We start from the raw sequence: 24357 nt of genomic DNA on the forward strand, positions 1-24357 counted from the left end.
GTTGTTTCATCGTCATCGAGTAATGCGGCCGTCGCCGGCCAGGTGCTTCGCATCGGCGAGCACGGTCGCGAGCACAAGTGCGGCGATCAGCCCGAGATGCTCGAAAAAGCTGTTGAGCGCCATGAAATGCTCGGCGCCCGTGCGGTTCCAGAAGTCGTTCGCCACCGCCATCGCGACCAGCGTCAGCATGCCGAGGCTGCCGGCGCCGAGCCACGTGAAGCGGCCCAGCACGATGCACAGCGAGCCGGCGATCTCGACCGCGATCGCCAGCGCCGCCCAGAGCGCGGCCGGCTGCAGCCCGAAATGCGCCTGCTCCGCGACCGCGCCGTCGAAGTCCAGCGCCTTCGCGACTCCGCCGATCAGGTACGCGGACACCAGCGCCAGGCGCGCGAGCGGGAGGACCCACGGCTGCGCCAGCAGCGCACGGATCCACGCCGGGTTGCCGGCACCGCCGCGCCGGGTCGGGGCCGCCATGTCAGACCGCCCAGCACGAACAGCCGAACGCGCCCCAGAAGCCCTTCGCGTCCGACGTCGGCAACGTGCGGCCCCATGCGCCCGCATGTGCGTGCCCGTGCAGGTTGCATGCGCTCGCGCAGCCGCACATCGCGGCGGCCGCTGCGCGCTGCAGCGGCGCGCCGTTGCGCTGCGTCGCGCCCCAGCCGCCATAGCCGCCGTACTCGCGCACGGGCGACCAGTCGGGCATCGCGGGCGGAATCGGCGCATCGTGCGACGCGAACGGCCCCGCACCCCACACGATCCGGCCGCCGACCACCGTCAGCAATGCCGTCGTATCGACGATATCGTCCTCCGCGCACGTGAAGAAATCGCGATCCGGAACCATCAGGTCGGCGAGCTGGCCAACCGCGATACGCCCCTTCTTCCCCTCCTCGTTCGAGAACCACGTCACGTACTCGGTCCACATGCGCAGCGCGGTCTCGCGATCGAGCAGGTTGCGCTGCGGATACATCCGCAGGCCGCCGACCGTCTTGCCCGTCACGAGCCACGCGAGCGACACCCACGGGTTGTACGACGCCACCCGTGTCGCGTCGGTGCCGGCCGACACCTTGAGCCCCTTGTCGAGCATCTTCGCGACGGGCGGCGTCGCCTCGGCCGCGCGTGCGCCGTAGCGCTCGACGAAATATTCGCCCTGGTACGCCATCCGGTGCTGCACCGCAATACCGCCGCCGAGCGCGGCAATGCGATCCATCGATTTTTCCGAAACCGTTTCCGCGTGATCGAAGAACCAGTTCAGCCCGTCGAGCGGGATGTCGCGGTTCACCTTCTCGAACACGTCGAGCGCACGGCTGATCGTTTCATCGTAAGTCGCATGCATGCGCCACGGCCAGCGGTTCTGCGCGAGCACGCGCACGACGCCTTCGAGATCGTCCTCCATCTGCGCCGGCAGGTCCGGGCGCGCAACACGGAAATCCTCGAAATCGGCCGCCGAAAACACCAGCATCTCGCCCGCGCCGTTGTGGCGGAAATAGTCGGTGCCGTCGTGGTACTTGACGCTCTTCGTCCAGTTCACGAAGTCTTCCTTCTCCGCATTCGGCTTCTGCGTGAACAGGTTGTACGCGATCCGCACCGTCATCTCGTTGGCATCGTGCAGCTTGCGGATCACCTCGTAATCGTCGGGATAATTCTGCGAGCCGCCGCCTGCATCGATCACGCCCGTGACGCCCAGGCGATTGAGTTCGCGCATGAAGTGGCGCGTCGAGTTGTACTGGTATTCGAACGGCAGCTTCGGGCCTTTCGCGAGCGTCGCATAGAGGATCGTCGCGTTCGGGTTCGCGAGCAGCAGGCCGGTCGGGTTGCCCGCAGCGTCGCGCAGGATCGTGCCGCCCGGCGGCTCGGGCGTGTCCTTCGTGTAGCCGACCACCCGCAGCGCGGCCGCGTTCAGCAGCGCGCGGTCGTACAGGTGCAGGATGAATACCGGCGTATCGGGTGCGGCCGCATTGAGCTCGTCGATCGTCGGCAGGCGCTTCTCGGCGAACTGGTGTTCGGTGAAGCCGCCGACCACGCGCACCCATTGCGGCGCGGGCGTGATCGCGACCTGGTGTTTCAGCATTTCCATCGCGACCGCGAGCGAACGCACGCCATCCCAGCGCAGCTCGAGGTTGTAGTTCAGGCCGCCGCGAATCACGTGCGTGTGGTTGTCGATCAGCCCCGGCAGCACGGTGCGGCAGTCGAGATCGACGACCTTCGTCGCGCGGCCCGCGAGCGGCATGATGTCCGAGTCGGCGCCGACTGCGACGAAGCGGCCGTCCTTGATCGCCACGGCGGTTGCGACGGGGTTCGCACGATCGAGCGTCGTGATGCGCCCGTTGTGCAGGATGAGATCGGGTTGAGTAGCGATTGCGCTCATGAAGTGTCCTCGATGCGGTCAGAAGCCGAGCCAGTGACGGACCGGCGCGATGGCCTGTGCGCCGATCAGCATGCCGGCCAGGCCGACCAGCGCGATCAGCGGCGGTGCCGGCGAGCGCACCTTGATTACGCTGTACACGACGCCGATCAACACGCCGGCGCCCAACGAAAGTAGATAAGATTCCATAACGATTTTTCTCCCGGCCGGATTAGAATCATCGGCATCGCGCGGCCGCCTTCGCGGTGCGCCGCATCCGTTCCGCTTCCCTGCCATTCGTCCCGACCATGCAACACCTTCCTGATCTCGAAGCCTGGGCCATCTTTGCGCGCGTCGCGGAGACCGGTTCGTTCGCGAAAGCCGCCGACCTGCTCGGCGTATCGCAACCGACCGTGTCGAAGGCAATCGCGCGCCTCGAAAAACGCCTCGGCGCGATGCTGCTGTACCGCACGTCGCGCAAGCTGTCGCTCACGCCGACCGGCGAACTGCTGCGAGACCGCGCGATCCGCCTGCTCGCCGATGCGGACCTGATCGAGAGCGAAGCGTCCGCGCAGGCGCTCGAACCGCACGGCCTCGTGCGCGTGAACGCGCCGATGTCGTTCGGGCTGCGCCATCTGTCGCCGGTGCTGCCCGCGTTTCTCGAACGCTATCCGCGCGTCGACATCGACCTCGTGCTCACCGACCACATCGTCGACATCGTGTCGGGCGGCTTCGACGTCGCGATCCGCATCGCCGAGCTGAGCGATTCGTCGCTGCGCTCGCGCCGGCTCTGCGCGGTGCGCCGCCCGCTCGTCGCGTCGCCCGATTACCTCGACCGGCGCGGCCGCCCCACGCATCCGCGCGACATCGAACAGCACGTGTGCCTCACCTACACGAACCTGCCGACGCCCGAGTACTGGCGCTTCCGCCAACCGGGATCGGGCGACGAGTTCGGCGTATCCGTGCATGGCCGCATCCGCACCAACAACGCGGACGTGATCCTCCCCGCGCTCGTCGCCGGTCACGGCCTCGCCCTTCAGCCCGAGTTCCTGGTGTGGGACGAGATGCAGCGCGGCGAACTCGAGGAAGTGATGTCCGACTGGAAGATCGCCGACATCAACGTCAACCTCGTCACGCCGCCCGGCATGCTGCGCGCCGCGCGCGTGACGGTGCTGCTCGACTTTCTCGCGGAACGCTTCGTGCATGCGCCGTGGGCGCTGCCCGTCGCCTGAACGCTCGACGGCCCCTGGCAGGCGATCGTCGCGTCCATCGCGACGATCGCGGCCGGCGGCCCGTTACTTCGCCGGAACCGCCGCGAGCGACTCGTGCGGCGTCGCGGTGCGTTGCGGTGCCTTGTGGACCATCGTGTACGCGTAGTCGACACCCATCCCGTATGCGCCCGAATGCTCGCGCACGACCGCCATCACCGCCTCGTACGTATCGCGGCGCGCCCAGTCGCGCTGCCACTCGAGCACGACCTGCTGCCACGTGACGGGCACCGCGCCGGCCTGCACCATCCGCTGCATCGCGAAGTCGTGCGCGTCCTTCGACGTGCCGCCCGACGCATCGGCCACCATGTAGATCTCGTATTCGCCTTCGAGCATCGCGCACAGCGCGAACGTCGTATTGCAGACTTCGGTCCACAGGCCCGACACGATCACCTTCTTGCGGCCATTCGCGGCCAGCGCGTCGCGCACCTTCTGGTCGTCCCACGAGTTCATCGACGTACGCTCCAGCAGCGGCTGGTTCGGGAACACGTCGAGCAATTCGGGGTACGTGTGGCCGGAGAAGCTTTCGGTCTCGACCGTCGTGATCGTGGTCGGGATGTTGAATGCCTTCGCGGCCTTCGCGAGACCGACGACGTTGTTCTTCAGCGTCTGGCGATCGATCGACTGCACGCCGAACGCCATTTGCGGCTGCTGGTCGATGAAGATCAGCTGGCTGTTCTGCGGAGTGAGTACTTCGAGTTTCGGATTGCTCATGGCGCAAGTCGTCCTGTGAACGAAAAAAGGGGGGCCTGCCTCGACCGCGACAGCGGGAGGAGCCTGGGGTGCATTGGTGCCGGATCGTCTTCCGGCTCGAAATATTTAAGCCGCAAACGCGCGGCACGAACACCCAAGAAACGGAATCGATCCGATTCCTGAATCGATGCGTGTTCTGAGCGATCCGCCCTTTTTTTCTTCACGCAAACCCGATACGCTCTCAAGACCTTGAAGCCGCGCATCGCGCCGCTCGTCTGCCAACACGGGGCTCGCCATGAAACCGTATTTCCTGTCGCTGTGCGCCGGCATCCTCGCCGGCGTCATCTACGGCGCGCTCGGCGTGAATTCGCCGGCCCCGCCGATCATCGCGCTCACCGGCCTGCTCGGCATGCTGGCCGGCGAACAGATCCTGCCCGTCGCGCGCCGGATGTTCGCGGGCCATCGCCTGAACACCGCATGGCGCGATGCACAATGCAGCCAGCACATGTTCGGCGCACTGCCGGGCGGCACCGCGAACGACCGCAAGCCGTCGTGATGGTCCCCGTCGTCCGCGGCCGCGCATGACCAACGTCGAGCTGTTTCATTACCTGCTGCTGTTGATTTGCGGTGCGGGCGCGCTCACGTGGCTCGCCGAGCGGATTTCGATTCCACCGGCCGTCGTGCTGCTGCTCGGCGGCTGCGTGGTCGCGGTCGCCGGCAAGCGCGTGCCCGACATGGACCCGGCGCTGCTGCTCGCGGCCGTGTTGCCGCCGCTGCTGATGTCGAGCGGGTTCTACACCGCGTGGAAGGAATTCCGGCAGGAGCTTGCATCGATCGCGTCGCTCGCGCTCGGCGCAGTGGTGTTCACGACCGTCGCGGTCGCGCTCGCCGTGCATGCCGCGAACCCGGCGCTGCCCTGGGCCGCATGCTTCACGCTCGGCGCGATCGTGTCGCCGCCCGATGCGGTCGCCGCGAAGGCGATCCTGCAGCGCCACCCGCTGCCCGCGCGGCTCGTCGCGGTGCTCGAAGGCGAAAGCCTCGTCAACGATGCATCGGGACTGCTGCTGTACCAGATGGCCGTGTCGGCCGCGCTTGCCGTGTCGATCACGGCCGCAAGCGCCACCGGGCTGTTCTTCTCGCTCACGCTGATCGGCATCGCGGTCGGCCTCGCGTGCGGCCATGCGATGAGCTGGGTGCTGCCGCGCCTGCGCGACCCGATGCTCGGCATCGTCGTGACCTTCGCGATGGCGTGGGGCAGCTACGGGATCGCCGAAGCCGTCGACGGCTCGGGCGTGCTGTCGGTCGTCACCTGCGGCCTCGTGCTCGGCGTGCGCCAGCATCGCGTGTTCGACGCCGACATGCGGATCAAGGCGAAGGCGACCTGGGAAGCGATCGTGTTCATGCTCGACGCGCTCGTCTTCATCCTGATCGGTCTCGCGTTGCACGCGATCCTCGCGCGCGTGAACCACGAAGGCGCGGTGCTGATGGCCGGCCTGCGCGTCGCGCTGCCCGCCACCGCCGCCGCGATCGCCGCGCGCATCGTCTGGGTGTTCGTCGCGATGTGGCTGCCGGGCCGCCTGCGCGCGCCGCGTGCCGGCCACGCACCGTGGTCGTGGCGCGAGGCCGTCGTGCTCGGCTGGTCGGGCATGCGCGGTGTCGTGAGTCTCGCGGCCGCGATCGCGCTGCCCGCCAACTTCCCCGGCCGCGACCTGATCCTGTTCAGCACGTTCCTGCTGATCATCGCGACGCTCGTCGTGCAGGGCGGCACGCTCGCGCCGCTGATCCGCATGCTGAAGCTGCGCCCGGCCGCTCGGCACACGATGTCCGAGCATGCGGTGCGCGCCCATGCGTTCGGCGCGGCGCTCGCCGAACTCGACGCGCTCGAACAACGCGGCTCGAGCCTCGAGCGGCCGTCGCTCGACCGCCTGCTCGCCGAATACCGGAACCGCGTCACGTTCAACGAACGCGCGCATCGCCACGGCGCCGAACCGGCCAACGTGCGCTCGCGCATGCTGCGCGTCGAACTCGAGCTCGTCGGCGTGTCGCGCGCAGCGCTGCTCGACCTGCATCGCGACGGCAAGGTCGACGACGCCGTGCTGCACCGGATCGAATCGGAACTCGATTTCGAGGAACTGCGGCTGCAGCGGCTGCTCGAACCGTAACGCCCGGTCAAGCCGCCGGCCTTCCCCCTTTTTCCATGGAACTGCAATGAGCGAACTGTCCGTCGAAGCGAGCATCGGCTCCGTCGATTATCTCGTCCACTTCAGCGATGGCGTCCACCAGTGGCGCGCCGACGAACCGGCGCCGCTCGGCGGCGGCGATGCCGCGCCGACACCCGTCGCACTGCTGCTGTCGAGCCTCGGCGCGTGCACCGCGATCACGCTGAAGATGTACGCGCAACGCAAGGGCTGGCCGCTCGCCGAAGTGCACGTGAAGCTCGCGCACGAATCCGGCAGCGCGGGCAGCACGATCGTGCGCCGCATCACGCTCGACGGCGACCTGTCCGGCGAACAGCGCGAACGCCTGCTGCAGATCGCGAACGCGTGCCCGGTACACAAGATCCTCACGCATCCGATCACCATCGACACGGCGATCGCCTGACGCGCCCGACTCGACCACGAGATCCCCACCATGTCCGCCTCGATCAAGACCCTGCTCACGCCGCGCGAAAGCGACATCGGCAACCTCGTCGTGCGCCGTGTGCTGCCCGCGCGTGCCGCACGCCTCGTCGGCCCGTTCATCTTCTTCGACGAGATGGGGCCGGCCGTGTTGCCGGCCGGCCGCGGCATCGACGTGCTGCCGCATCCGCACATCGGCCTCGCGACCGTCACCTACCTGTTCGAAGGCTCGCTGATGCATCACGACAGCCTCGGCTTCCGGCAGAAGATCGTGCCGGGCGACGTGAACTGGATGACGGCCGGCCGCGGCATCGTGCATTCGGAGCGCTCGCCCGATGAAGACCGGCCGCGCGAGCAGCCGGTCCACGGGATCCAGACGTGGGTCGCGCTGCCGGTCGAGCATGAGGACACCGCACCCGCGTTCGTCCATCATCCGGCCGACACGCTGCCGTCGTTCACGCGCGACGGTGCAAGCGTGCGCGTGATCGCGGGCACCGCGTTCGGGCTCACGTCGCCGGTCGCCGTGTTCTCACCGACGCTCTATGCGTATGCGGAATTCGCGGCAGGCGGCACGCTGGCGCTCGATGCCGAACATGAGGAACGCGGCGTGTATCTGGTCGACGGCGACCTGACCATCGACGGCACGCCGCTCGCCCCCGCGACGATGGCCGTGCTCGAACCCGGCGCGACCGCGGCACTCGCCAGCGCGAACGGCGCGCGCGTGATGCTGCTCGGCGGTGCGCATCTGCCGGGCGAGCGCTTCATTGAATGGAATTTCGTGTCGAGTGCGCGCGCGAAGATCGACGCGGCTCGCGCGGCGTGGGCCGATCAGACCTTCGGCAAGGTGCCGGGAGAAGAAGACGAGTGGACGCGCCAGCCGGAACGTCGCGCGCAGTAACGCGCCGCCATCAGGCACCGCCGCGGTCGATCGCCGCCGGTCGCGGCGGAGACTGATCGACCAGCACCTGCGCGCCCGGCGGCAGTTCGCGCAGGCAGACGTGGGCCACGCCGTCCGGATAGAGGCGCCCGCTCGCGAGATGCTTCCCGTCGCGATCGAAGACATGCACCATCGCGACATCGGACACGATCCGGTCGGGAACCGTCACGGTCAGATACTTGATGCACTGGCGCTTCCTCGCCTGTGCGGCGCCAGTGCGAGCGCCATGATCGCGAGCGCGACCAGGCGCATCGCCCCGGCACGCGGTGTCACGCCCCCTCTCCCCGCAGCCCCATCAGCTTCGCGAGCGTCGGCCAGCGGTCGAGCGACTCGATGAACGCGCGGCGCGCCTGCTCATCGACATAACGGTCGGGATCGAGCGCGGGCAGATGCCGCGCGAGGCCGAGCACGTCGTTCGGTTGCGACAGGCGCTCGTCGTCGGCATCGCCGGGAAGGATTACTGTTCGTCGATCCATACGCCATCCGGAGTTTTCACCGCGTAACCGTTGGCCGTCTGCATCGCCACCGTGCCCTCGTTCTCGCCGACCATCCGCGTGCGCGGCAGATCGGCCGCGTACTGCGCGAGCGTCGTGCCCGGCTTGAACGGGCTGTTCGACACGAGGTTCGACAGCAACTGCGCGAGCGCGAGGAAGCTGGCCGGCTGATCGATCACGGTCGTCGCGCCGTGGTTGCCGGTAAAGCCGACGAGCCGCACGCCGACCGGCCCGTGCACGATGCGCGGCGTCGGGATCTCGCGCAGGCCCGCGACCTGGTTCTTGTCGCCGCGCAACGCGGCGCCGTGCTCGGGCACGAACACGATCACCGCGCGGCGGCCCGATTGCGCGATCAGGTCGGCCAGGTGATCGAAGTCGTCCATCAGTTTCGTCACGCGCTGCGGATACGAGTCGATGCTCGTCAGCGGGCTGCCGACGATGCGGTTGCCGTCGTGCAGGCTGATCGTGTTGTAGTACAGCGCGACCGGGCCCGGCACCGACGCGCGCTGCGCGTACCAGTTCGCGAGCGTCGCGTAGTCGCCCTTGATCTCCGAGCCGTCGAACGCGTGCATCGCGACCGGCGCGGCCGCGTTCGACACCGGCGGCGCGTCCGGCACCCCGATGTTGTCGTGGATCACCTGCAGGAAGTTGTCGAAGTGGCCGTCGTGGTTCAGCAGCGACTGCACCTTGTAGCCCGCGCTCGCCAGCTGCGAGAACAGGTAGCACTGCTGCGGCGCGGGCTGGTACAGGTCCGCGTGAGCCTCCTGCCCGCAGCTTGCGCGCAGCACGCGGATCGCCGCCGGGCCGCTGTAGCTCGCGGCCGTGCTGAAGTTCGTGAACAGGTAGTCGAAATGGCTCAGCATCGGATGGTTGCGCACCTTCGCGGCATCGAGGTCGTCCCACGACAGCGAGCAGATGTGCAGCACGATCACGTCGAACTGTGCGGACGGATCGTTGCCGAGATGGCCGAACGCGACCTGCCGCTGCGATTCCTGCGTGCGGAACGTCGCGAGTGCGGCGTTGTGATCCTCGGGCTGGCCGGCGAGCGTCGTGCCCGTCGCGTTCGCCTGCTGCGGAAGCGGTGCGACGACGCGCGCCATCAGCCCGCTGCCGGCCTGCCACAGCGGCATCACGATCAGCACGGCCAGCACGAAGGTCGCGACGCGCAGCCAGCGGTTGACGATGAAGTAGACGATCAGCGCGCCGGCCACCGTCAGCAGCAGCACCGGCGGCAACAGGCGCGGCAGCAGCTCCATCCAGTACTCGAAGCGGAACGTGCTCACTTCGCGTGCGGCCTCGACGAGACGGGCGAGCGGCGGCGCATGCATCTCGCGGGCGAGCAGCGGCACCGCGATCGCGATCGCGACGAGTTGCCGGACGATGCGCCACGCGCGCTGCCGGATCGGCGCGCTCGCCGCGAGCGCCACCGCGAACGCGAGGTTCGCGAGCCAGAACGGCTGCAGGTGGCCGGTCGCGAACAGCGCGAACTTCAGGATGAAATACAGATTCCAGAACGTCATCTAACCCACTCCATGATAAGCGCCGCGTCAGTCGCGCGCCCGATCGAGTTTCGGCGCCAGCATGGCCAGCAGGCCGCGCGCCGCACCCTTCCACATCCGTACATTGCCGTCCAGGCCGATACGCAATACTTCCTTCAGCCCGCCGAGCGGCGTGTCGAGACGCTCGCCTTCGTGCCAGTCGAGCCACGCATCCGCGCGGCCGAACGTGCATTGCACGAGCTGGCGCTCCTGTTCGAGCGTCAGTTCCTCGAAGCTCACGCCGACATGGGTCGGCGTCACGCGGCTCACGCGCACCGGGAACGGGAACGGCCGGTCGCCGCGCGTCACGCACACCGTCAGCGTATCGCCGACGGCGACCGACAGCCCCGGCACCGCTTCGAGGCCGAGGCCGCCGGTCGAGTAGTCGCTCGTGAAGCACGCGGCCGTCGAGCCGTCGGCGAGCAGCAGCGTGGCCGGCACGCGCATCGCGATCCGGTGCGTGACGCGCACCTGCTTGGTCTCGCGCGCCACGGCCAGCGCCGCGCCGAGCATCGCGAGGTTGTACACGGTCCAGCCGAGCGTGATCAGGATCGTCGACGCCTCGTCGCCCTGGTCGATCACCAGCCGCCACAGGCCGGCGACGATCGCGAGCACGTTCAGCCCGAACAGCACCAGATACGGCTTCGACGTCGACCAGTCGACGTAGCCTTCGTCGATCTTGCCGCCCTTGTCGGTCACGTTGAACTTGCCGTGCTTCGGGCTGAAGAACGCGACGGTGGTCGGCAGTGCGATGTACCACGCGAGCACCGACTCGTAGACCTCGGCCCAGAACGAATGGCGGTAGCGCCCCTGCATCCGCGAGTTCGCGACGTTCGCGAGCACCAGGTACGGGATCACGTAGCTCGCGAGCGCGAGCGCCGACGCGTTGATGAAGTACAGGTGGAAGAACAGGTATGCGAGCGGGATCGTCAGGAACACCAGCCGCGGAATCCCGTAGAAGAAGTGCAGCATCGCGTTGCCGTAGCAGATCCGCTGGATGAAGCCGAGCCCGCGCCCGAGGAACGGGTTGTCGATGCGGAAGATCTGCGCCATCCCGCGCGCCCAGCGCGTGCGCTGCTTCACGTGGCCCGCGAGGCTTTCGGTCGCGAGGCCGGCCGCCTGCACGGTCGGCAGGTACGCCGACGTATAGCCGCGCCGGTGCAGCTTGAGCGCCGTGTGCGCATCCTCGGTCACGGTCTCGACCGCCACGCCACCCACCTCTTCCAGTGCGCTGCGCTTGAGCACCGCGCACGAGCCACAGAAGAACGTCGCGTTCCACAGGTCGTTGCCCGATTGCACGAGCCCGTAGAACAGGTTGCCCTCGTTCGGGATCTCGCGGAACGTGCCGAGGTTGCGCTCGAACGGATCGGGCGAGAAGAAATGGTGCGGCGTCTGCACCAGCGCGCACTTCGGGTCGCGCAGGAACACGCCCATCGTCGTCTGCAGGAACGAGCGCGTCGGCACGTGATCGCAGTCGAAGATCGCGATGTATTCGCCGTGCGTCTTCGGCAGCGCGCGGTTGATGTTGCCGGCCTTCGCGTGGCGGTTGTCGTCGCGCGTCACGTAGTCGATGCCGGCCTCGTGCGCGAACGCCTCGAATTCGGGGCGCTTGCCGTCGTCCAGCAGGTACACGCGCAGCTTCGCGCTCGGCCAGTCGATGCTCTGTGCGGCGAATACCGTCGGCTTCACGACCGACAGCGGCTCGTTGTAGGTCGGGATGTAGATGTCGACGGTCGGCCAGGTGTCGGGATCGTCGGGCAGCGGCACGATCGGCCGGTCGAGCGGCCACGCGGTCTGCACGAAACCGAGCAGCAGGATCATCCACGTATAGGCTTCGGCGCCGTACAGCAGGTAGCCGGCAACGGCCTCGACCGGGCTGCGGAAATCGAGCGTCTGCGTGGTGCGCCACCACACGTAGCGCACGGTCGCGAGCAGCGCGAGCGATGCGAGCGCGAGCGTCGGCAGATGGCCCGGCAGGCGGCGCAGCGTGAGTGCCAGCACCGCGACGATCGCGAAGAACGCGAACTGCGCGCCGGGCATCAGCGGCGACATCCCGGCGGCGGCCCACAGCAGCGCGCCGGCTACCAGCAGCAGCGGCGCGAGCCAGCGGCGCCGGCCGACGCCGTGTGCGCGCGCATCGAGCCAGCCGCCCCAGCGTACCCACGGCAGGCGCGCGAGTAGCGCGTCGATGCGCCGGCCGACCGCGCGCCCGGCCACGTAGACGGGCACGACATACCGGTCGAACCACGCGAGCGGATCGCGCGCGGGCCGGCCATCGGCCGCGCGCGGCGCACGCACGATCGCGCGCCACAGCCATTCGCGCGGGCTGAGCGGCTGCAGCACGCCCCACTCCTGCGCAAGCCGCAGGGTCGCGACGCGCACCCAGCGGCGCACGTGATCGGGCCGGCCCGGCGGCGGCGCGTGGAACGACAGCCGCACGAGCCAGTCGACCAGCGTGCGCTCGGCCGGCAGCCCGATGCCGCGTGCGCACCAGTCGGCCACACGGCGGCCGAACGTGCGCAGTCGCGGCGCGAACGCGGCCTTCATCGCGCCACTCCGGTGCGGCCGGCGGTGACCGCCGCCAGCCACGCATGAACCCAGTTCGCGATGCCGTTCAGGTCGTGCGAGGCCTGCGAATACGGCGCATCGTCGAAGATCCAGCTCCCGCGCGCAAGCGCTTCGGGCATGGCCGCGTCGACGTGGATGCGCTGCTCGAGCATCGATGCGGGCCCCGCGACCGCGCGCAGCATCGCGAGCGCATCGCGCTGCATGTCGCGCGCCGGATTCAGCCGGTTCACGACGATCTGCAGTTCGCCGCCGCCGGCGCGCAGCGCACCGAGCCGCGCGGCCGTCGTCGCGCAGGCGGTCGGCTCGGGCGGCACGACGACGAGCGTCAGGTCCGCGCGGCGAATCGCCTGCTCGGCCTGCGTCGACGGATAGCGTGCGGTGTCGATCAGCACGACGCCATCGGCCGGCAACGCGATCTCGTCGAGCGCGCGCGACAGCCATGCCGGGTCGGCCGCGAGCCGCGCATCGCAGGCGGCGGCGCCGGCCGCGTCGACCTGCCCGTACGGCACGAACAGCACGCCGTCGGCGCTGCGCCACGTATGCGCATGCCACGGCTCGGCGCCGCCGAGCACGCTCTGTGCGAGGCCGTGCTCGGCCAGCGAGTCGAGACCGAGCGTCGCGCCCATCAGGTTCTGCGCATCGAATTCGACGGCGACGACCGGCCGGCCGCGGCGCGCCAGCAGCACCGCGAGCGCGGCCGTGAGCGTCGTGCGGCCCGCGCCGCCTGTCGTCGACGTAATGGCGATCGTCTTCATCGGGCCGCCTCACCAGCGTGTTCGCCGCGCTCGGCATCGGGCAACAGCCGCCCGCGCAGCGCAACCGGCACGAGTGCGCAGGGCACCGCGTCGCGCCGGTCGATCCCGCGCGGCGCATGAAAACCGCGGCCGATGCCGAGGTGCTGGGCGACGATCCACACCGGCACCGCGATCGCGATGCCAACGATGAAACCGATGACGAGTTCGGCGATCATGCGACCTCCGGCTTGCGCAACGGCATCGCGCTGCGGATGGCACCGCGCTTGCGCGCGGCGGGAATGACGGGTTCCGGCGGCGACGCGTCGACGGCCGCGACCGACGGCGTCGCACCGATCGCTTCGAGCGCGACGATCGTATCGATCGTATCGATCGCGTCGCTCACCTCGCTCGCGTCGGGCAGCGCGTCGCCCAGACCGGCGCGCGCCGGCGGTGTGCGCGTCGCGCCCGCCGCCGGCGTGGCCCCGAACAAATCGCTGTAGTCGGCGATCGGCGCGCGCCGGTTCTCGGCCTTCAGCGCATTCAGTTCGGTGTCGATGCTGCCGTGCCCGAGGCACACGACGCGGTCGGACAGCGTGTCGACCGGCACGTCGAAGATGCGCGCGAGCGCGTCCTCCGCGTCGACCGGTTCGCACGCGAACAGGAACACGTACAGGTGCCCGGCATCGGCCGTCACGACGTCGCCTGCGCGGCGCGGCCGGCAATGCCGCAGCGCATCGACGTGCGACACCCCCGGCAGCAGCGCGATCTTCGCGAGCGTGTGCGGCAGCGCGAGCACGGCACCGCGATCGAGTACCGCGCGAATCCGCAGGCAGAACGCGCCGACCGGCAGGTAGCCGAGCACCGAATCGCCGAGCGCGGCCGCGAGCGCCGCACGATAGTCGGCGGCCACGGGCCGCGCATAGAGCTGGCCGCGCAGCGCGTGCACGGCGGCCTGCATCCGCGATACCGGCAGGTCGCGCGCGACGACGCGGCTCGCGCCGACGCTCAGCACGAGCATCTCGAACTGCTGGCGCAGCACTTCGCCGCGCTCGACGACCGCGATCTTCAGCGCACCGCCGCACTGCCGGCGCAGCGCATGCACGTCCGCGCACAGCGCTTCGAGCTGCGCATGCGAATGGAACACGAGCACCGCGGTCGCGGCCTGCGCATGCGCGCAGGCGGCAACGACGGCCGCGTTGTCTGCGACGATTTCCCAGCCCTCGGGCACGCGGGTCGTGCCGTCGAGCACTGCGCGGCTGACGACGACGCGATCCTCGTCGCTCGCGAGCTTCATGCGGCGCGCGGGCTCGGTCGCGTCGCCGTCGACGCTCCCCGACAGCCGGCCGCCCGGCGCAAAGCGCAGTGACCGTACCTCGCCGGCCGCGAGCGTGTCGCCCGCGCGCCAGAAATCGACGATCCACAGCAGCTCGCCGTGCGTGCGCTGCAACTGCGCGACCCCCGAGCAGATACCGTGGAAACCACTGCGCGGCGTGCGATCCGCATCGCGCACGAACGCGGCATCGTCGGTGCGTGGTTCTTCGCCTGCATGGTCCGCCTCGGGATCGAGCAGCAGCACGAGCGCAATCCGGCGCGTGCGGCACCAGTCGGCGAGTGCGTGCGCCTCGTCGGCGAGCGCGATCGGGTCGTCCCAGCTGAACCAGCGCTGCGCGCCCTCGACGAAATACAGCGAGCGCGCGCGAAAGCCGTAACGCTTCAGCGCGCGCAGGCCGCCGGTCAGCCGTGCGAACGGGCCCGGTGCCGCGCGGCGCGGTGCGCCGGCAGCTGCGCCGGAACCGTCGCCGTGGGCCGGCTCGGCCGCCGGCGGCATCGCCAGCACGTTCAGGTTGCGCGGCCAGCCGGCCGGCTGCGAGCCGCCCGCGAAGCCGCGCGCCTGCATCTCTGCGGCGACGTGCGCCGCGTCGCGCGCGAGCACGACCGTCACGTCACGCGTGCGCGCCTGTCGCGCGCTCTCCCACACGAGCGCGTCGCAGGCCGGCGTGCCGCCGGCCGCGTAGATCGCATACAGGCCACCGGCTTCCAGTTGCGTCCAGGCATCGGGCAAGCCGTCGATCGCGAGCCGGCTCACCGTGCCGGCGCGACCGCCGGCCGACCCGGCACCCAGCAGCGCGCGCAGGCGGCCCACCAGACTGGCGGCGCCGAGCGCGGGACGGGTGGCATCGATTTCCGTATTCACGGCGTTCCCCTAGTAATCCGAATAAAGCCGCACCGGCGTCGGCGTGACGAGCCAGCTGCGTTGCGCGCGCGCATCGAACGCATAGCGCAGGTACACGAGCGCCGAACTCGGCGCGTAGTCGTGCGACCGGTCGACGTTCAGTTGTGCGCCGACGCTCAGGTGCGGGTTCACGCGGTACTCGACGATTCCGTTGATGGCGTACGAGAACGACACGCCGCGCGTCGAACTGCCCGCGTACACGAACCCGGCCGCCACCTGGTCGGCCCGCCGATCCTGGAACGTCGGGTAATACAGCGAATCTTTCTCGTAGCTGTTCGAGATCCCGCCCGTGACGGTCAGGTCCCACGACAGCGCATCGTGCCGCCCCGCCCATTCGATCGGCACGCCGAGCGACAGGTAGCGCTGCGGACTGTAGTAGCCGCCCTGCCCGTACGTGTAGTAGCGCAGGTTCTGCGCGTAGTGCCACGCATTGCCGACGAGCCCGGTGCTGACCTTCATCGTCGCGCGCTCGTACACGGGCATCGTGAAGCCCGTGCGCAGCGTGACTGCCGCGTTGCGTTCGACGTTGCGGCCGGACAGCACGCCCGCGCCGAGTTCCGCGAACAGGTTCGTGCGGCCGACGTCGACCGACGCGCGCAGGTTCACGCCGTCGCGGCGCACGCCGCCCCAGACCGCGCCCGTCCACGGGTCGCGCATCCCGGAGTACGACAGCACGCTGCTCGTTTCCGGCCGCCGCGACGCGTTCACCGAGAAACTGGCCGGGCCCGCGTCGAAGCGATAGCGCACGCCGCCGACGAGGTAATGCACGGGAAAACCGAGCGGCGACGTGCCGAGATCGAAACGCCATGCGTCCGACAGATAGCCGGCGCCAAGCGCGACGCCCGTGATCGGCTGGTGCAGGTCGCCCTGCGGATGCGCGATCAACGCGGCGGCCTGCTGATCCAGCGGCGACTGGAGAGGCGACGCGGCCAGTGCGCTGAGCCCCCCGTAGGTGCCGAAGGATTTCAGCGAATACGCGTTCGGGTTGCTCGTATCGAGCGTGCCTGCGTCGAGATGCACGGTGTCGATCTGCGCGAACACGTGCCCGTCGTAGCGCACCGGCACCTGCACGTAGATCGGCACCTGCTGTGCACGATACGACGAACTGCCTTCGTCGCCCGACTTGTACGCGGGCATCCAGCCGGTCTCGATCTCGGGATTGCGCCGCTGCTCGAGATCCGCGAACGCGGCCTGCGCGGGCGTGAGCCCGTTGCGCCCCGGGCTCACGCCCGTCGCGCGTTCCTGCGACTGCGACAACCGGTACAGCGACGCCGCATCGTCATAGCGGCCCTGCGCCTCGGCCACGCGCCCGGCCGCGACCGTCACGTCGGCGCGCGCCGGATATGCGGCATGCAGCCGGTCGGTCACCGGCACGGCCTGGTCCGGGCGGCGCAGTGCATTCAGGCGGCGCACGGCCGACAGTTGCGTGTCGACGTCGTCGTCCGGCGTGCGCGCGAGCACCGCCTGCACGCGCGCAAGCGCGGCTGCACGGTTGCCGCTGTCTTCGTCGATACGTGCCAGCGCGAGCTGCGTATCGGCATCGTCCGGCGTGCGCGCGACGACCGGCGCGAGCGCATCGCGCGCCGCGTCGTAATGGCCTTGCGCGCGTTCGAGATCGGCCCGTTCGAGCGCATAGCGCTTGTCCGCACGGCCGGCCGGGCTCGCGCGATCGAGCAGTGTTCGCGCCTGCGCGTAGTCCTGCTGTGCGATCGCCTCGTCGGTCTGCCGCAACACGAGCCGCAGCGACTGGTCCTCGATCCTCGCCGTCTGCGCGGGCGTCAGCGACGGTTCCCTGCGCAGCGTGTCGAGCCACGCGGCAAGCGCATCGTCGCGCCCCGCGCTGCCGAGCAGGTCGCCGTAGCGCAGCCGCACGTCCGCATCGGCTTCGCGCGGATGTGCGTCGATCCAGTCGTGCAAGGGCGCGAGGCCGCGGTCCGGTTCGCCCGCATCGATCCACTGCGCGCCGATCGCCGCGAGCATGTCGGGATCGTCCGGCGCACTCGCCTGCGCCCGGGCGAGCGACGCGGCGAACGCCGTGCGGTCGCCGCGTGCGAGCGCACCGCGCGCGTCCGCCAGCGCGCTTTCCGCGTCGAGCTTGCGTGCCAGCGCACGCATCCCGTCCGAACGGTGCGCGTCGTCGACCGGTGCGAGCGCGGCCTGCGCACCCGCGACGTCGTCGAGCGAATTACGATACAGCGCGGTTGCGTAGCGCATCTCGGGCGTCGCGCTTTGCACGAGCCCGTCGTCCATCACCGTGCGGCCGAGCTGCGGCAACCCCATGTCGCGATAGAGGCGCGCGAGCGCGAAGCGTGTCCACGGCGCGTCGGGCGCCGCACGCACGGCCGCCTCGTAGCGCTGCGCGGCGGGCCCGCGTTCGCCCTTGTCCGCCAGCGCGCGCGCCTGGTTCGCGAGCAGGTCGGCATGCAGGCCGTCGAGCGCGCGCCGATCGTCGCGGCCCGTCACGCGGCCTTGCAGCGCGTCGAGCAGCGGGCCGACCTGATCCGCACGGCCGGTGTTCTCATACAGCGTGGCCGTGTCGCGCACGGCCGCGAGGTTCGGCGAACGCGCGGCCAGCAGCGCGCGCAGCAGCGGCTCCGCGCGCGCCCAGTCGCGCTGCGCGAGCAATGCATCGGCCAGCTGCAACTTCGCGTCCGGGCTGCCCGGCTGCATCGCGAGTGCCGCACGGGCCGCACGCTCCGCATCCTGGGGTCGCCCCGCAGCGGCCGCCGTGCGGCCTTGCGCGAGCAGCCCCCAGAATTGCGCGGTACGCGCGAGGCCCTGCCATTTGTCGCGCTGGTCGGTCGCGAGCGTCGCGGCGCGTGTGAACAGCGCGCGCGCTTCGTCGTGCCGCCCTTCGCGCAGACGCAGCAGGCCGAGCCCGCCGACCGCATCGGCGTCGTCCGCGCGCGAGCGCGCGGCACGCGTCAGCAGCGGATCGGCGCCGGCCAGGTCGCCGCGTGCGAGTGCCTGCAGGCCGCGCTGCTGCGCGATGTAGTCGGGATTGCGTTCGAGCTTGCGCTGCGCGTCGCGCTGGCGATCCAGTGCCGCGACGCGGTCGACGAATTCGGTATCGTCCGGTGCGAGCGCGAGATACGCATGCAGCGCATCGAGATACGCGGGATCGTTGCCGGCCGGCTGCAGCACGCGCCGCCACAGCGCCATCGCCTCCGTATGGTCGGCGTCGGCGCGCTTCACGAGCGCCCAGGCGATCCGGTTCGCCTCCGGCCGCGTGTCGGCGCGCTGGTTCAAGAGGCGCGCGAGCGCCATCGTCGCGCTCGTGTCCTGCGGATCGGCCGCGACCGCGCGACGCAGCGCGGCGATCGCCGGCTCGCGCCCGCCCGGCGCATTCGACACGATCTGGTAATACTCGGCGCCGAGCGCGCCCGACGGTGCGCCGTTCGGAAACAGCGCGACGATCCGCCTGGCCGCCTCGTCGGCGCGACCGCTGCGCGCGAGCAGGCGGATCTGCGCCATCTCGCCGCGCCCGCTCGTCGCGACGCGGTATTCGTCGGCCACCCGCCGCGTGGCGGGCGCATTCGGCGCCAGCGCCTGCAGCCGCGCGAGCGACGCCTGCGCGCCTTGCGCGTCGCCGAGCCGCAGCAGCACGCGAACCTGCTCGGCCAGCAGGTCGGGATCGCCCGGCGCGATCAGCAGCCCCTTGCGCAGCGCATCGCGCGCCAGGTCGTCGCGATGCTTGACGCCCCACATCCGCGCGGTGTCGAGCTGACGCTGCGCATCGGCGGACGCGGAGGTCGCCGCCGGGGCCGCCATCGTCGCATCCGACGCGGTACCCGGCGCCGCCGCGCACACCGACGACGCGAGCCACGCGAATCCCGCGACGTGCGGCACGGCGCGCTTCAGCGGGCGGCGCACGAACGGCCTCCCCAGCGGGCATCGAGCGTGCCGTCCGCACCGAACCGGTAGCGTCCGTCGCGCCAGCCGAGCCCGAACAGCGTCAGCACGCTCGTGTAGTAGCCGGGCGCCGACTGGCGCGCGAGCGTATCGACACGCGCCGCCTGCGCATCCGCGAGCGCGGGCTGGCCGCGCGCGTCGAGGAATGGCACGGCCGCCGCCGAGAACCCGCCGTTGCCGTCGTTCGGCCCCGCGATGCCCGTCGTCGTGTCGACCTTCTCCGGCGGCGCGCCATGCGCGGCGATGTGGTCGGCGAACGGCGCAAAGCGTGCGAGCAACGGGGCGGCGAGCGGATCGGCGCGGTCGATCATGCCGGCCCACAGATAGACACGGATCGCGTTGTACGCGCTCTCCGCATGCGTTTCCCGATCGGGCCCGAAACCCGTGCCCGCGCGATACAGCGCCCAGTCGGGCGAAAAGCCTTTCGGCGCGGTGTCGAGCAGCACGCGCCCGGTACTGGAGACGAGCGCGGCCCAGCGCTGGTCGTCGGGCAGCCGCGCGCCGAGCGCGCGGATCAATTGCGGCGGCGAATAGCTCGGGTTCACGCGCCACTGACCATCGGCCAGCTTGAACCCCGTCGGCCCCGGCAGCAGCGTGAGGCCGAGGCCCGGCACGGTCGCCGTCTCGTCGTCGAGCACGCGCTTCGCGAGCAGCGTGCCGCGCGCCGTGTAGCTGCGCTCGTGCCACAGCCGCCCGGCCTCGACGAGCGCATACGCGATCCACAGGTCGGCGTCCGACGCCGCGTTCGCGTCGAGCACGCGCCAAGCGCCGTCGGGCGCACGGCCCCACAGCCACGCCGGCAAATGCGCGCTCAGGTCGCCCTGCGCGAGGTTGTTCTCGGTCCATGCGAGGATCGTGTCGAACATGCGCCGGTCGTTCGCGACCAGCGCGAAGAAAAGTCCATACGCCTGCCCCTCCGACACCGTGCGCGAATCGGCCGAGCCGACATCGATCACGCGGCCGTCGGCCGAGATGAAATCGCGCTTGAACGCGTCCCAGCGCGGCCATGCCGCGCCGCATCCCGCGTTGGCCGCATCGGCCGCGTCGGTCGCACCGGCCCCCGCGGCCTGCGCGCGCGTGGCCATCCCGGCCGCCGCACACGTCACCGCAACCGCCAGCGCGAGTGCCGCGCCGACGCGCCGCGCCGGCCGCGTTGCCCGTCGCTTCGCCATTGCCCGCGCCATCCGTTACATCCCCCGTCGGCGCGCGGCGATTCTCTGCAGCACGCTGAACGCGCCGAGCGCGAGCAGCAGCCCCGCGACGACGCCGACCGCGCCGAGCACGACCGGATGCCGCGCCGCTTGCGTCCACACGCGCGCGTACCACGGCACGAAGCCGACCACGTAAGGGTCGCCGACGCGCAGGCTGTCGACCTGCCCCGGCCGCACCAGTGCAAGGTCGCCCTGCAACTGCGACACGAGCCCGGCATTCTCGAACACGTTGAGCAGATCGCCGAGGCGCGGCTGGTCGGTCGCCGTGAGCGCGACGACGCTGCGCCCCCGGCTGCCCGGCAGCTCGAACCCGGCGAGCGCCGCAAGCGAGCCCGTCTGTTCGATATGCGCGCCGCCTTCGGCCAGGCCGACGCCGTTGCGCCAGCGCTCCTTCACCGAGAACGCGACGCGCGCGGCGCCTTCGCCTCCCGCGCCGCCCTGCTCGCCGATCACGAGCGGCAGCGCCGAGCGCCAGTGCGCGAGCAGCGGCGACGCGGGCGAGCCGTCGATCACGAGCAGATCCTTGCTGCCCGACAGCGCGGCGACGTCGCCAGGCCGCGCGACCTGCACGCGCAGCGCCGGGAAACCGGTCCATTCGCCCATGTGGCCGAGCATCGTCAGGTAGGCCTCGAGTTCCTGCGGCGACGGCCGGTCGGGCAGCACGACGGCCGTCTGCGACAGGTCGGCGAAGCGCGTGAACGGGAAGCCGCTGTTCGCGAAAAACGCGAGGTTCGGCAATTGCGCGTAATGGACGAAGTGCGAGAAGTCGATCGTCGAATCGGGATCGATCGCCGCCCGCTGCGGCTCGGTCGCCGTGCTCGCGCACAGGCCCGTCTTCTGCGTGTCGAGCGTGAAGCGGAATTGCAGCTGGTTGCCGCTGCCGACCCGGAACGCCGGGATGTCGACGTCGCTCGTCACGCGCCCTTCCGGCACCGACAGCAGCGGCAGCTGCATGCGGCCGTGCGCGTCCTCGGCATGGGCCGGCCCGAGCCGGTACGACTTCACGAGCTGGTCGTTGATCTCGACGGCGAGCGTCGAATTGTCCTGCACCGTCGGCGCCGTGTAGCGGTAGCGCAGGATGATCGGCACGCCCGCGCCGTTCCACGAATGCAGATCGGCCGGCACGCGCAGGTTCAGGCGGATGGCATCGGGCGCCGTGCCGCGCACTTCCAGCTCGCGCGTATCGGATACGAGCTCGCGGAACGTGATCGGCCGGTTCACCGGCAGCCAGCGCGGCGCATCGTACGGCTTGCGCGGCGCGCCGAGATCGACGTGCGCGACCGTCGCCGCCGGCCCCGACAGCGCGACGCGGCCCAATACGAGCGTCGCCACCGCATCGTCGACCTCGGCCGCGGTGCGGCCCGTGACGACGAGCAGCTTGCGCCCCGGCGCGGCCGGGTTGTCGGCCACCGCGAGCAGCGGGCCGGTGATCGACGGCAGCGCGAGGCCGGCCGGCAGCATCGCGGCCGTGCCGATCACCACCGCCTGGTCGTCGGCCGGCAGCCCGGACGACACCGGGAACCGCGCATGCCGGTAGTCGGCCAGCGCGCCGAACCACGACGCGAGCACGCCCGCGCTGCGCAGCGTCGCCGAATCGGGCGATGCCGGCAGCACGAACGGCAGCCGCACCCGGCCGTTGTCGCGCCGGTCGAAGAACGGCGCGGGCAGCAGCGCGAGATCGTTCGGCAGGCGGACCGGCGATTCGTCAAGGATCAGCTCGCTCTTCGGGCTCACGTCGGCCCACAGCGCCGAGTTCGACGGATCCTCGCAATGGTCGAGCGTGTAGTGCGCGATCAGGCGCAGGCCGATCTGGTTGAAATCCGAGAAGTAGCGTGGATCGATCGGGATGTCCTGCGTGACCGTGCGGCCCGCCTGCGCGGCGTCGAACGGGACGGTCGCGATGACCTCGCCGTTCACCGACACCTTCAGGTGCGACATCGGGAACACCAGCGACGGTGAATACGCGTAGGTCAGGCGCAACCGCGCGCCGGTGACCACGCGATCGAGCCGCACGCCGGCGTTGATCGTGCGCGCGTCGTCGGCGCCGCGCAGGCGCAGCGGATCGAACGCCCCGAGCGACGCGAACGGCAGGTGCACCGTCGTCGCCGGCAGGCCGGCAGGCGGCACGCCGGCCGCCGCAGGCGCGGCCGCGAGCACCGGCACCGACGCAGCGCCGGACGACGCGCCGGCGGACGGCACGGCCGGCATCGGCGCGGCCGACAGCGCAGCGGTATGGAAAGCGCCGGCCATGGCGGCCGACAGGACGAACAGCGACACGGCCGGCTTCATGCGCCGCTCCGTTTCGTCAGGATCATCCGGTCAACCGTCGCATCGAAGCCGACGCGCGCAAAGCAGCAATGCCCGTGAGTGAACATCCCCACTGCTTCCCCTCATGTAACGAAGTAACGAAGTGGCCTGATTCAGTTATCGAAACGATGCGGCGATTTCTTTAATCGCCCTTCGTCGAGTTGTGCGCGCCTGGCACCGGCGCACACCCATTCGTCACACTATCTCAAAAATAGGACAAAACTCACCTCGATTCGCGACGATGAGGCGAAAAAACCTCACTCCGGTCGGAATTGCCGCACTAGCGGGACGAATGGCAAGAATTGCGCCGTTGTCGCCGAACAGGCTGAACGGCATACTGCCGGCGCGGTACGGCTGGCCGGCGGCGGTCCGTTGCAGACCGCCCGGGACGCTCGGCCGCGAGGCGGCGCGTATGCTACCGCAATCCCGCACCGCCGGATGCGCTTTCTTTCACGGAAAACTGACTTGACTCAAACAGCCGACACCGCCACTCCGTCCCCCGACACGCTGCTGCGCATCATCGCCGCGCAGACCGAGATCGCGAAGCTCGGCCTCGACCTCGGCAGCGTGATGGCCTACGTCGCCGAGCAGGTGCCGCTCCTCACCGGCGCGAGCGCCGCCGCGGTCGAATTCGCCGAGGGCGAGGACATGGTGTACCGCGCCGCGTCCGGCACCGCGGCCGGGATGCTCGGCCTGCGGCTGCGGCGCTCGGGCAGCCTGTCGGGCCTGTGCGTGCAGCAAGGCGCGTTGCTGCACTGCACCGATTCGGAAACCGACCCGCGCGTCGACCGTGACGCATGCCGGCGGGTCGGCTTGCGCTCGATGCTCGTGATGCCCCTCACCCATGCCGACACGACGGTCGGCGTGCTGAAGGTGATGTCGCCGGAGGTCGACGGCTTTTCGAAAGCCGACGCCGGCACGCTGCGGCTGACGGCCGACCTGATCGCCGCCGCGATGTTCCACGCGGCGCGCAACGAGGCGAACGAGCTGTACCTGCGCGCGACGCACGACGCGCTCACGGGCCTGCCGAACCGCGCGCTGTTCTACGACCGCCTGCGGCAGTCGATGCACACGACGCTGCGCGCGAATGGCCGGCTCGGCATCCTCAACATCGACATGGACGGGCTGAAGCCGATCAACGACGGCTTCGGCCACCGCGCGGGCGACGCGGCACTGCGCGAGATCGCCACGCGGATGCAGGGGGCGGTGCGGCGCTCGGACACGGTCGCGCGCATCGGCGGCGACGAATTCGCGGTGATCCTGCCGAACATCGGCAACCGCGACGATGCGCATGCGCAAAGCACGCGGCTCGCGCGTCAGGTCGGCGAACCGTTCGAATTCGAGGGGCGCCCGATGCGGCTCGGCGTCAGCGTCGGGATCGCGCTGCTGCCCGACGACGGCACCGACATGAACGCGCTGATCGAGCATGCGGATCAGGCGATGTATGAAGTGAAGCGCACGCGGTCGCAGCGGACGGCTCACGCGTAACGCGCACTCGAAGGC

The 24357-nt window shown here is 70.2% G+C and carries 20 protein-coding genes; 6 read left to right on the top strand and 14 right to left on the bottom strand.

Annotated elements, in window-relative coordinates:
• Window positions 1-12: 12 nt before the first annotated feature.
• The 3 genes from LGN19_RS15285 to LGN19_RS15295 are packed head-to-tail and all read right to left on the bottom strand — an operon-like array spanning window position 13 to window position 2551.
• Window positions 13-474, bottom strand: coding sequence for a DoxX family protein (locus LGN19_RS15285; protein ID WP_226215667.1), 462 nt, complete (start codon window positions 472-474; stop codon window positions 13-15).
• A 1-nt stretch (window position 475) separates the two neighbouring features.
• Complete coding sequence (locus LGN19_RS15290; protein WP_226215669.1) at window positions 476-2365, bottom strand: amidohydrolase; 1890 nt, start codon at window positions 2363-2365, stop codon at window positions 476-478.
• A gap of 18 nt (window positions 2366-2383) precedes the next feature.
• On the bottom strand, window positions 2384-2551 hold the full coding sequence (locus LGN19_RS15295) for a DUF1427 family protein (protein ID WP_043182444.1): 168 nt from the start codon (window positions 2549-2551) through the stop codon (window positions 2384-2386).
• A 98-nt stretch (window positions 2552-2649) separates the two neighbouring features.
• Between LGN19_RS15295 and LGN19_RS15300 the strand changes: the two genes are divergently transcribed.
• Window positions 2650-3573 carry a LysR family transcriptional regulator gene (locus LGN19_RS15300; RefSeq protein WP_122945091.1) on the top strand — a complete coding sequence of 308 codons (924 nt, stop codon included), beginning with the start codon at window positions 2650-2652 and terminating at the stop codon, window positions 3571-3573.
• Window positions 3574-3636: 63 nt separating this feature from the next.
• On the opposite strand, the gene LGN19_RS15305 is transcribed toward LGN19_RS15300, so the two are convergent.
• Window positions 3637-4323 carry a hydrolase gene (locus LGN19_RS15305; protein ID WP_043182441.1) on the bottom strand — a complete coding sequence of 229 codons (687 nt, stop codon included), beginning with the start codon at window positions 4321-4323 and terminating at the stop codon, window positions 3637-3639.
• A 274-nt stretch (window positions 4324-4597) separates the two neighbouring features.
• On the opposite strand from LGN19_RS15305, the gene LGN19_RS15310 reads away from it, so the two are divergent.
• Genes LGN19_RS15310 through LGN19_RS15325 form a run of 4 tightly spaced genes read left to right on the top strand, consistent with a single transcriptional unit; the run spans window position 4598 to window position 7818 of the window.
• Complete coding sequence (locus LGN19_RS15310; RefSeq protein ID WP_122945090.1) at window positions 4598-4858, top strand: XapX domain-containing protein; 261 nt, start codon at window positions 4598-4600, stop codon at window positions 4856-4858.
• A 25-nt stretch (window positions 4859-4883) separates the two neighbouring features.
• Entirely contained in the window at window positions 4884-6464 is a 1581-nt protein-coding gene (locus tag LGN19_RS15315; protein WP_174961373.1) for a cation:proton antiporter, read from the top strand.
• A 46-nt stretch (window positions 6465-6510) separates the two neighbouring features.
• On the top strand, window positions 6511-6903 hold the full coding sequence (locus LGN19_RS15320) for an OsmC family protein (protein ID WP_122945088.1): 393 nt from the start codon (window positions 6511-6513) through the stop codon (window positions 6901-6903).
• 30 nt (window positions 6904-6933) lie between these two features.
• Window positions 6934-7818 carry a pirin family protein gene (locus tag LGN19_RS15325; protein WP_174961375.1) on the top strand — a complete coding sequence of 295 codons (885 nt, stop codon included), beginning with the start codon at window positions 6934-6936 and terminating at the stop codon, window positions 7816-7818.
• A gap of 10 nt (window positions 7819-7828) precedes the next feature.
• On the opposite strand, the gene LGN19_RS15330 is transcribed toward LGN19_RS15325, so the two are convergent.
• The 10 genes from LGN19_RS15330 to bcsB all read right to left on the bottom strand — a co-directional run bounded on the left by LGN19_RS15330 (window position 7829) and on the right by bcsB (window position 22836).
• Window positions 7829-8026 (bottom strand): hypothetical protein, encoded by a 198-nt coding sequence (locus LGN19_RS15330; RefSeq protein ID WP_226215670.1) that lies wholly within the window; start codon window positions 8024-8026, stop codon window positions 7829-7831.
• A 100-nt stretch (window positions 8027-8126) separates the two neighbouring features.
• Window positions 8127-8333: a hypothetical protein gene (locus LGN19_RS15335; RefSeq protein WP_226215672.1), complete on the bottom strand. Its 207-nt coding sequence runs from the start codon at window positions 8331-8333 to the stop codon at window positions 8127-8129.
• A complete protein-coding gene (gene bcsG / locus LGN19_RS15340; protein ID WP_174961379.1) occupies window positions 8315-9871 on the bottom strand; it encodes a cellulose biosynthesis protein BcsG in 1557 nt (518 codons plus the stop codon). The genes LGN19_RS15335 and bcsG overlap by 19 nt, the downstream gene beginning before the upstream one ends.
• A 27-nt stretch (window positions 9872-9898) precedes the next feature.
• Window positions 9899-12436 carry a UDP-forming cellulose synthase catalytic subunit gene (gene bcsA, locus LGN19_RS15345; protein WP_226215674.1) on the bottom strand — a complete coding sequence of 846 codons (2538 nt, stop codon included), beginning with the start codon at window positions 12434-12436 and terminating at the stop codon, window positions 9899-9901.
• Window positions 12433-13212, bottom strand: coding sequence for a cellulose biosynthesis protein BcsQ (bcsQ, locus tag LGN19_RS15350; protein ID WP_122945083.1), 780 nt, complete (start codon window positions 13210-13212; stop codon window positions 12433-12435). The genes bcsA and bcsQ overlap by 4 nt, the downstream gene beginning before the upstream one ends.
• Window positions 13209-13427, bottom strand: a complete 219-nt coding sequence (locus LGN19_RS15355; RefSeq protein ID WP_226215676.1) for a hypothetical protein — start codon at window positions 13425-13427, stop codon at window positions 13209-13211. The genes bcsQ and LGN19_RS15355 overlap by 4 nt, the downstream gene beginning before the upstream one ends.
• Window positions 13424-15385, bottom strand: a complete 1962-nt coding sequence (gene bcsE / locus LGN19_RS15360) for a cellulose biosynthesis protein BcsE (RefSeq protein ID WP_226215685.1) — start codon at window positions 15383-15385, stop codon at window positions 13424-13426. The genes LGN19_RS15355 and bcsE overlap by 4 nt, the downstream gene beginning before the upstream one ends.
• A 9-nt stretch (window positions 15386-15394) precedes the next feature.
• Window positions 15395-19297, bottom strand: a complete 3903-nt coding sequence (locus LGN19_RS15365) for a cellulose synthase subunit BcsC-related outer membrane protein (protein WP_226215687.1) — start codon at window positions 19295-19297, stop codon at window positions 15395-15397.
• Complete coding sequence (bcsZ, locus tag LGN19_RS15370; RefSeq protein ID WP_226215689.1) at window positions 19282-20520, bottom strand: cellulose synthase complex periplasmic endoglucanase BcsZ; 1239 nt, start codon at window positions 20518-20520, stop codon at window positions 19282-19284. Before bcsZ ends, LGN19_RS15365 begins: the two co-directional genes overlap by 16 nt.
• Window positions 20521-20523: 3 nt before the next feature.
• Complete coding sequence (bcsB, locus tag LGN19_RS15375) at window positions 20524-22836, bottom strand: cellulose biosynthesis cyclic di-GMP-binding regulatory protein BcsB (RefSeq protein WP_226215691.1); 2313 nt, start codon at window positions 22834-22836, stop codon at window positions 20524-20526.
• Between the two features lie 483 nt (window positions 22837-23319).
• Here bcsB and LGN19_RS15380 point away from each other — a divergent pair, with 483 nt between their 5' ends.
• Window positions 23320-24342: a sensor domain-containing diguanylate cyclase gene (locus tag LGN19_RS15380; protein ID WP_226215701.1), complete on the top strand. Its 1023-nt coding sequence runs from the start codon at window positions 23320-23322 to the stop codon at window positions 24340-24342.
• The last annotated feature ends 15 nt before the right edge of the window (window positions 24343-24357 follow it).

The organism is Burkholderia sp. AU30198, assembly GCF_020419825.1.
Classification (GTDB): domain Bacteria; phylum Pseudomonadota; class Gammaproteobacteria; order Burkholderiales; family Burkholderiaceae; genus Burkholderia.